Here is a 7,534-nt window from a genome sequence, read left to right on the forward strand (position 1 = left end):
GCGAAACTCGTGACAGCCGCTCCACATGGCGATCAAGCAGGGATGTGCGGTATCGTGCGAAAATGCATTCGCTGCTCCACCGCACCTTCACAACCACGGTCGCCGCGTCACGGTGGGCGTGGCGGGAGTCGGTGCATTTCGCCTACCCGCAGACCTGCGTTCATTGCGAGGCGGGGGCAGAGGGCATGTTTTGCGAGGCGTGTGAGGCCGGCTGGTCCGCGACGCTGGCCGAGCCGTGCTGTTTCGCGTGCGGCCGCCCCGTGGCGGATGCGGAAGCGCCCTGCACATGGTGCGGGGGCAACGGCCGACGCCGGCTCGATCGCGTCGCCCGCCTCGGCGTGCTCAACGGCCCGCTCCAGTCGGCCGTGATTGCACAGAAGTACAAAAGCCAGTGGTGGATCGCGGAACGCCTGGCCGACACGCTCGCGGACCGGCCGATGGCAAGGTCGGTGCTGGCGGACGCGCACGTGATCGTCGCGGTGCCGTTGCATTGGTCGCGGCGGGTATCGCGTGGGTACAACCAAGCGGCGGTCATCGCGGACATGCTCGGCAAACGCCGTGGCGTTCCCGTCGTTCGGCCCGCGGTGCGACACCGCCGGACCCTGCCGCAGGTGCGAACCAAGAGCATGCGCGAACGCTGGGAGAACGTCCGCGACGCGTTCCGTTTGACCAATCCCGACGCCGTGGCCGGCAAGCGGGTGGTGATCGTCGACGACGTGATGACCACCGGCAGCACGATCGGTGCCCTGGCCCGCGCGATCGACCCGGCCGGGCCGGAAGCGATCAGTGCCGTCGTCCTCGCCGTCGCCGACCCCAAGCACAGCGATTTCGAGCGAAAGTGAGGCGTAGCGTGGACAGATTTTGGCACCCCGCGATTGGCGCGGTAGCGTTGGCCGATGCCCGATGTGGTTGTGATTATCCCTGCTCGCCTGGCGTCCGAGCGGCTGCCGCGGAAGATGCTGCTGGCCGAGACGGGCAAGCCGCTGGTGCAGCACACGGTCGAGCGGGCCATGGCCGCCGATGTCGGGCCGGTCGTGGTTGCCGCGGATCATCAGGAGATCGCCGACGCCTTGGCCCCGTTCGGGACCGAGGTCGTGCTGACGGACCCGAACCATCCCTCAGGCACCGATCGCATCGCCGAGGTCGCCGCCGATCGGGGCGAGCCATTTGTCATCAATGTGCAGGGCGACGAGCCGGAGATTGACCCGAAGATCATCCGCGATCTGTCCTTTCGCCTCGACGACAGCGGGGCGGTGATGGCGACGGTGAGCGTGCCGTACATCGGCGATGTGAGCGACCCGAATCGGGTGAAAGTCGTCACCGGTACCGACGATCGTGCGTTGTACTTCAGTCGCAGCCCGATTCCGTTCAGTCGTGGTGAGCCCGTCGAGCCGCGGCTGCACGTGGGCATCTATGCTTACACCCGGGATTTCCTATTGCGGTACCCCACGCTCGAGCCGACGCCGCTGGAGCGGGCCGAGAAGCTTGAGCAGTTGCGCGTGCTGGAGCACGGTTTTCGCATTGATGTTCTCGCGGCCGACGGACACGCCGCGGGGATCGACACCGCCGAGCAGTACGCCGACTTCGTTCAACGATTCACGAGCACCAAGCCATGAGCATGAACAGCCAAGACCTCCTCGCATCGACCGGTCACGCCCAGGATGAGACCGAGTTCTACACGCCGCTGCCCGAGGGGTATGTGCGTGGCAAGACCAAGTACGTCGTGGTCGTCGGCACCGTCATCAGCGGCTTGGGCAAGGGCATCTTCGCCTCGTCGCTGGCGAAGTTGCTCAAGGACAAGAAGCTCACCGTCGCGCCGATCAAGATGGAGGGTTACCTCAACATCGACTCGGGCACATTGAACCCCTTCCGCCACGGCGAGGTGTTCGTGCTGGACGACGGCATGGAAACCGACATGGACCTGGGCACCTACGAGCGCCTGCTCGACCAGAACCTCGGCGGCGAAAACTTCACCACCAACGGCCAGGTGCTCAGTGCCGTGCTCAAGAAGGAACGCGAGGGCGGGTACCTCGGACGCGACGTGCAGGTCATCCCGCACGTCGTCGGCGAGGTGAAGTTGAAACTCCGCGAACTCGCCGTCAAGAGTCAGGCCGACGTCGTTTTCGTCGAGATCGGTGGCACCGTCGGCGACTACGAGAACTCCTTCTACCTCGAAGCTTGCCGACAACTCGCTTACGAAGAAGGCGAGAACGCGGTGATGTTTGTCGCGCTCACGTACGTCCTCCAGCCCAACGCGCTCGGTGAGCAGAAGTCCAAGGCGGCGCAGCTCGGTATCAAACGCCTCATGGAACTGGGCATCATGCCCCAGATCGTCGCCTGCCGCGGCCGTCGGCCGATCAACGAGAAGGTCCGGCAGAAGATCAGCATGTACACGAACGTCCCGATGCGGCGCGTGTTCAGCATGCACGATCTCGACAGCATCTACCTCGTGCCCGAGGCGCTACGCGGTGCAGGGCTGGACCGTGAGGTGATGACCCACCTCGATCTGCACGAACGGGCCGACGTGCTGCATGAAGACGAGCAGCGTGCGCTGTGGAAGCGCTACGTCGACGCGATCGGGATGGAGCGTGAGAAGAAACTCAAGGTCGCCGTCACCGGTAAGTACACGTCCGTTCGCGACGCTTACGCCTCGATCATCAAGGCCATCGAGCACTGCGAAGTCCACACCGGCATCAGCGTCGAGCTCGAGTGGATCGACACGACCAACATCACCGACAAGAACGTCGCCGCCCGGCTCAAGGGCATGCACGGCATCATCGTCCCCGGCGGCTTTGGCGCGCGTGGCACCGAGGGCAAGATCGCTTGCATCAAATACGCCCGGGAAAACAAGCTGCCGTACCTCGGGATCTGTCTCGGCTTCCAGATGGCAGTGATCGAATATGCCCGCAACGTCGCGGGGTTGCCCGATGCCGACTCGACCGAGTTCAGCCGTGATTCCAGCTGCCCGGTCATCGACATCCTTCCCGAGCAAAAGCAGATCGAGGGGCTCGGCGGCAACATGCGGCTCGGCGGGAAGGACATCGACGTCACGCCCAGCTCGCTCGCCGCCGAACTCTTTGAGCGCAAGCTCGACGAGAACAATCGAATCCGCTTGCGCTTCCGCCACCGCTACGAGGTGGACCCGAAGTACATCGAACAGCTGACCAAAGCTGGCCTGATCTTCAGCGGCAAGCACCCGCACCAGCCGATCATGCAGATCCTCGAACTGCCGCGGTCCGAGCACCCGTACTTTGTCGGCACTCAGGCCCACCCGGAAATGACCAGTCGTCCGCTCGACCCGAGCCCGTTGTTCCTGGGATTGGTGAAAGCGGCCGAGAAGTACGCGGCGGCGAAGCCCGCGGCCAAGGTGTCGGTCTAGTGCCCGGCTCGGCGGTAGGCCGTGGGCGTGATGCCGACGATCTTGCGGAACGCGGTCGCGAAGTACTGGCTCGAGGCGAAGCCGCAATCCATCGCGATGATGGTCACGGTTTTGTCGCTTTCACGGAGCATGCGTTTGGCGTGAGCGATCCGCTGGCGGGCGCACCAGTCGGCCGGGGCGTAGCCGGTTTCCTGCACGAACCGCTCGTGAAACCGCGACACCGAAAGCCCCGCGACATCGGCCAGTTCATCGACGCTCATCACCCGGCTCGGTTTGCGGCGAAACGCCCGTATGGCGGCGGCGATGCCAGGCGATATGGCTGTCCTTTCGTCATTTGCCCGGTCCGCGCAGTCGATCGCGGCCAGTAGCATGTTCAGCATCGTGGCACGCGTTCGCAGCGAGGCGAGGGGGTGACTCGATCGGCATGAGGCCATCAGTTGTGCCAGGCACGCCTCCAACGCGGCGTCGCCCCGGAACGTCCGCGGCAAGCCGTGCAATCGTTCGGCCAAACGTTGCGCTTCCGTCGGCGTGACGCCGTAGGCCCGCGGCGGCTCCGGCAGTGTGAAGCCGACCCAGTAAAGCTCCGCCAACCCCAAAACATCGTTCGCCCCGCCGTGGACCTCGCCAGGGCGTGTCAGGTGACACATGCCCGGCCCGAGCAGGTGCGTCTCATCCTCCGCCCACCAGTCGACCTGCCCGCTCACGATCAGGCAAAGTTCGAACGAGTTCGCATGACGGTGGGCGGCGAGGCCGTAGTCGTCGGCCGACGTGGAACGTGACCAGCCGAGTTGCGTGATGCCGCGATGCCGGAGTGCGCGCTGATCTTCTGTGTACTGGCGTGTTTCACCCCTCATGTTCAAAATCCTACGACGTGGATTGCCGGACGCCAGCCGGCACCGTTTGTCACAGACTGTCCGGGAACCCAATCGAGGAACCCAATGTCTGCCACGATCGAATCACCGCTCAACGTCTCCCATCAACTCACCGAGGCCGATCTCAATCGCTACGCCGATTCCGGCTACTGGATCTCGCCCAAGCTCATTGATGATGATCAGGTCGCCGCGCTGCGCAACGCCCACGACCGCATCTGGGCCGGCGATTTCGACGGCAAGGGATGCTTTCCGCAGAACCCGTCCTCGGTGAAGCCCGAGTACGATCCCCACGCACTTCGGAAGGTCGAGAACGGTTGGTGGGTCAACGATGTCGTACGCGATCTGGTTCTATCCGAGGCGGTGGGGTCGATCGCCCGGCAGTTGCTCGGGTGCGACATCGTCCGACTTTGGCACGACCAGGTGATCTACAAGCCACCGACCGGTGACGCGGGCAATGTTGGCAATGTCGGCTGGCACCAGGACTGTGGCTTTTGGAAGGCGGCCGACACCACCAACATGATCACCGCATGGATCGCGCTGCAGGACACTGACCTGCACAACGGTGGCATGCGTTCGATCGCCGGCAGCCACAAGTGGGGGCTCATCGAAGACTCCGACACGTTTTTCGATCAGGACCTGGAGAAGCTGCACGCGAAGTTCGCACACTTGGGCGAGTGGCGTGATGAGCCGTGCATCCTCCCGTCTGGGCATGCAAGCTTCCACCACGGCCTTTGCTTTCACGGCTCCGGGCCCAACCAAGCTGACGAGCCGCGCCTGAGCATCGTCGCCCACCTCATGCCTGACGGCACCGCCTACAGCGGGATCAACTGGCACCCGAACGTGACGGTGCTCGGTCCCCGACCGAAGATCGGCACCAAGTTCACCGAGCCGCTCTGCCCGGTCGTCGGAAAATGACCGGCGTGTGATATGCTTCGCGTATGGCGATGCGGGAAATTCGGTTTGCGGGTTCGTCGGCCGAGTTGGCCGCGCGGTTTGATGTCGCCGACGATGCCATCGGGACAGCGCTGTTCGCGCACTGCTTTACGTGCTCAAAGGACATCGCCGCCGCCCGGCGGATTGCTGAAGGGTTGAACCAGCGGGGCGTTTCGGTGCTGCGGTTCGACTTCACGGGCTTGGGCCACTCCGACGGCGAGTTCGGCAACACGAGCTTCTCGTCGAACATCGCCGACCTGCTCGCGGCCGCCGCCTGGTTGCGGGAGAACGCCCAGGCACCCAAGCTGCTCATCGGGCACAGCCTCGGCGGGGCGGCGGTGTTGTCCGCGGCGTTCGACGTGCCCGAATGCACGGCCGTCGCGACCGTCGGCGCGCCCAGCGATCCGGGCCACGTCACGCACCTTTTCGGCCAGCAACGCGAGGAGATCGAGGCCTGCGGTATCGCCACCGTCACACTCGCCGGTCGGAAGTTCGACATCGCCAAGTCGTTTCTCGACGATCTCGAAACCCACCAACTGACCGACCGCCTGTCCGGACTGAACAAGGCGGTGCTGTTCATGCACGCCCCGGGCGACACGATCGTCGGCATCGACGAGGCCGCCAAGTTGTACACCGCCGCGAAGCACCCGAAGAGTTTCGTGAGCCTTGATGATGCGGACCATCTGCTGACCAGGCCGCGTGACGCGCAGTACGTTGCCGACGTGCTGGCCGCATGGGCGGGGCGGTACCTCGGTTGACGCACGCTTGACCTGATGGGACCAATGCCGCCGGGCTGTCGCACGGTCGGCGATCAGCGTCGTACTTCGGGTATGCACCACCATCACGAACCGACGATGCCGCGGAAGCCGATGACGAGCTTCGACCAGTTCTGGCCGTTCTACCTCGGCGAACATCTGGACCCGCTCAACCGCAAGTTCCACGTCGTCGGCACGGTCGCTGCCGTGGCGACGGTCGTCACTGTCGGGGTGCTTGCATCGCTCGGGATGATCGCGTGGTGGTGGATTCTGGCCGCCCTCGTCGTCGGCTACGGACCGGCTTGGGTCGGTCACTTCTTCATCGAACGCAACCGCCCGGCGTCGTTCGGCAACCCGTACTGGAGCTTGATCGCCGACTTCCGACTGGCATGGTTCGAACTGCGCGGCGCCCTCCCCGTCGAGGCCGCTCGTGTCGGGGCACGTTGCCGATTCTGACAGTTACGGCGACGGATCGAGCCGCCTCGGTGTTCCTGTCATGCTGGCAGGGACTCGGGGCGGCTTTGCCGCGCGATGATTCACTAATGCCGTATTCCGCTCCGTAAACCGCCATTTCCGCGCGGCACGGGCCTTGCCATCATGTGGTTCCCAAATCTGATTAACCTCACTGAAACCGCAAAGGACTGAAACACTATGGCCAAGATCATCGGCATCGACCTGGGCACGACCAACTCCGTCGTCTCCGTCATGGAGGGCGACCAGCCCAAGGTTCTCATCAACCAGCAGGGCAACCGCATCACGCCGTCCGTGGTCGCGTTCACCGACAAGGGTGAGCGGCTCGTCGGCCAGACCGCCCGTCACCAGCAGGTGACCAACCCCAAGAACACCATCTTCAGCGTCAAGCGGTTCATGGGCCGCCGGCACAACGAGATCGAGTCCGAAGAGAAGATGGTCCCCTACGAGATCACCGGTGGGCCCGAGGACTACGTCAAGATCAAGGTCCGCGACAAGGAGTACACCCCCGAGCAACTCTCGGCGTTCATCCTGCAGGACCTGAAGAAGACGGCCGAGGACTACCTCGGCGAGAGCGTCGAGGAAGCGATCATCACCGTCCCGGCGTACTTCAACGACGCCCAGCGGCAGGCGACCAAACAGGCCGGCGAGATCGCGGGCCTGAAGGTGCTCCGCGTGCTCCCCGAGCCGACCGCGGCGGCCGTCGCGTACGGCATCGACAAGAAGGCCAACGAGGACGTCCTCGTCTTCGACCTCGGCGGCGGTACGTTCGACGTCTCCGTGCTCGAAACCTCCAACGAGGACGGCGAGCAGATGTTCGCCGTCGAGTCGATCAACGGTGACACGCACCTGGGCGGTGACGACTTCGACGAAGAGCTCATCGACTACATCGCCGGCGAGTTCAAGAAGCAGGAAGGCATCGACCTTCGCCAAGACCCAATGGCCCTGAAACGGCTCATGGAGTCGGCCGAGACGGCCAAGATCGCGCTGTCGACCACCATGTACACGACGGTGAACCTGCCGTTCATTACCGCCGACGCCAGCGGTCCCAAGCACCTGAACCTCACCATCACGCGCTCGAAGTTCGAACAACTCGTCGACCCGCTCGTGCAGCGGCTCAAGAA

At 64.2% G+C, this 7,534-nt stretch carries 8 protein-coding genes; 7 read left to right on the top strand and 1 reads right to left on the bottom strand.

Annotated elements, in window-relative coordinates:
• Positions 1 to 62: 62 nt before the first annotated feature.
• From AAGD32_07065 to AAGD32_07075, 3 genes are read left to right on the top strand one after another with little or no spacing between them, the layout of a single operon-like run.
• The gene (locus AAGD32_07065) at positions 63 to 842 is read left to right on the top strand and encodes a phosphoribosyltransferase family protein (GenBank protein MEM8874004.1); all 780 of its coding nucleotides are present in this window, start codon (positions 63 to 65) and stop codon (positions 840 to 842) included.
• Between the two features lie 54 nt (positions 843 to 896).
• Positions 897 to 1,616, top strand: coding sequence for a 3-deoxy-manno-octulosonate cytidylyltransferase (gene kdsB / locus AAGD32_07070; protein ID MEM8874005.1), 720 nt, complete (start codon positions 897 to 899; stop codon positions 1,614 to 1,616).
• A gap of 2 nt (positions 1,617 to 1,618) precedes the next feature.
• The gene (locus AAGD32_07075; GenBank protein ID MEM8874006.1) at positions 1,619 to 3,379 is read left to right on the top strand and encodes a CTP synthase; all 1,761 of its coding nucleotides are present in this window, start codon (positions 1,619 to 1,621) and stop codon (positions 3,377 to 3,379) included.
• Here the strand turns inward: AAGD32_07075 and AAGD32_07080 are convergent.
• Positions 3,376 to 4,233: an AraC family transcriptional regulator gene (locus AAGD32_07080; protein ID MEM8874007.1), complete on the bottom strand. Its 858-nt coding sequence runs from the start codon at positions 4,231 to 4,233 to the stop codon at positions 3,376 to 3,378. The two genes, AAGD32_07075 and AAGD32_07080, sit on opposite strands and share 4 nt — an antisense overlap.
• A gap of 84 nt (positions 4,234 to 4,317) precedes the next feature.
• Here AAGD32_07080 and AAGD32_07085 point away from each other — a divergent pair, with 84 nt between their 5' ends.
• The 4 genes from AAGD32_07085 to AAGD32_07100 form a co-directional block, all read left to right on the top strand.
• Positions 4,318 to 5,166 (top strand): phytanoyl-CoA dioxygenase family protein, encoded by an 849-nt coding sequence (locus tag AAGD32_07085; GenBank protein ID MEM8874008.1) that lies wholly within the window; start codon positions 4,318 to 4,320, stop codon positions 5,164 to 5,166.
• Between the two features lie 23 nt (positions 5,167 to 5,189).
• On the top strand, positions 5,190 to 5,942 hold the full coding sequence (locus AAGD32_07090; GenBank protein MEM8874009.1) for an alpha/beta hydrolase: 753 nt from the start codon (positions 5,190 to 5,192) through the stop codon (positions 5,940 to 5,942).
• Positions 5,943 to 5,957: 15 nt separating this feature from the next.
• Positions 5,958 to 6,395, top strand: a complete 438-nt coding sequence (locus tag AAGD32_07095) for a DUF962 domain-containing protein (protein ID MEM8874010.1) — start codon at positions 5,958 to 5,960, stop codon at positions 6,393 to 6,395.
• Positions 6,396 to 6,590: 195 nt separating this feature from the next.
• Positions 6,591 to 7,534 (top strand): Hsp70 family protein (locus AAGD32_07100; protein ID MEM8874011.1); only part of this gene is annotated, 944 nt, incomplete at its 3' end.

This window comes from Planctomycetota bacterium (genome assembly GCA_039182125.1).
GTDB lineage: Bacteria > Planctomycetota > Phycisphaerae > Tepidisphaerales > Tepidisphaeraceae > JBCDCH01.

What these genes read in the sequence shown, in the direction of transcription:
- AAGD32_07065 (MEM8874004.1), top strand. Translation starts at nt 63, where the DNA reads ATGCATTCGCTGCTCCACCGCACCTTCACAACCACGGTCGCCGCGTCA.
- AAGD32_07085 (MEM8874008.1), top strand. Translation starts at nt 4,318, where the DNA reads ATGTCTGCCACGATCGAATCACCGCTCAACGTCTCCCATCAACTCACC.
- kdsB (MEM8874005.1), top strand. Translation starts at nt 897, where the DNA reads ATGCCCGATGTGGTTGTGATTATCCCTGCTCGCCTGGCGTCCGAGCGG.
- AAGD32_07080 (MEM8874007.1), bottom strand. Translation starts at nt 4,233, where the DNA reads ATGAGGGGTGAAACACGCCAGTACACAGAAGATCAGCGCGCACTCCGG.
- AAGD32_07090 (MEM8874009.1), top strand. Translation starts at nt 5,190, where the DNA reads ATGGCGATGCGGGAAATTCGGTTTGCGGGTTCGTCGGCCGAGTTGGCC.
- AAGD32_07095 (MEM8874010.1), top strand. Translation starts at nt 5,958, where the DNA reads ATGGGACCAATGCCGCCGGGCTGTCGCACGGTCGGCGATCAGCGTCGT.
- AAGD32_07075 (MEM8874006.1), top strand. Translation starts at nt 1,619, where the DNA reads ATGAACAGCCAAGACCTCCTCGCATCGACCGGTCACGCCCAGGATGAG.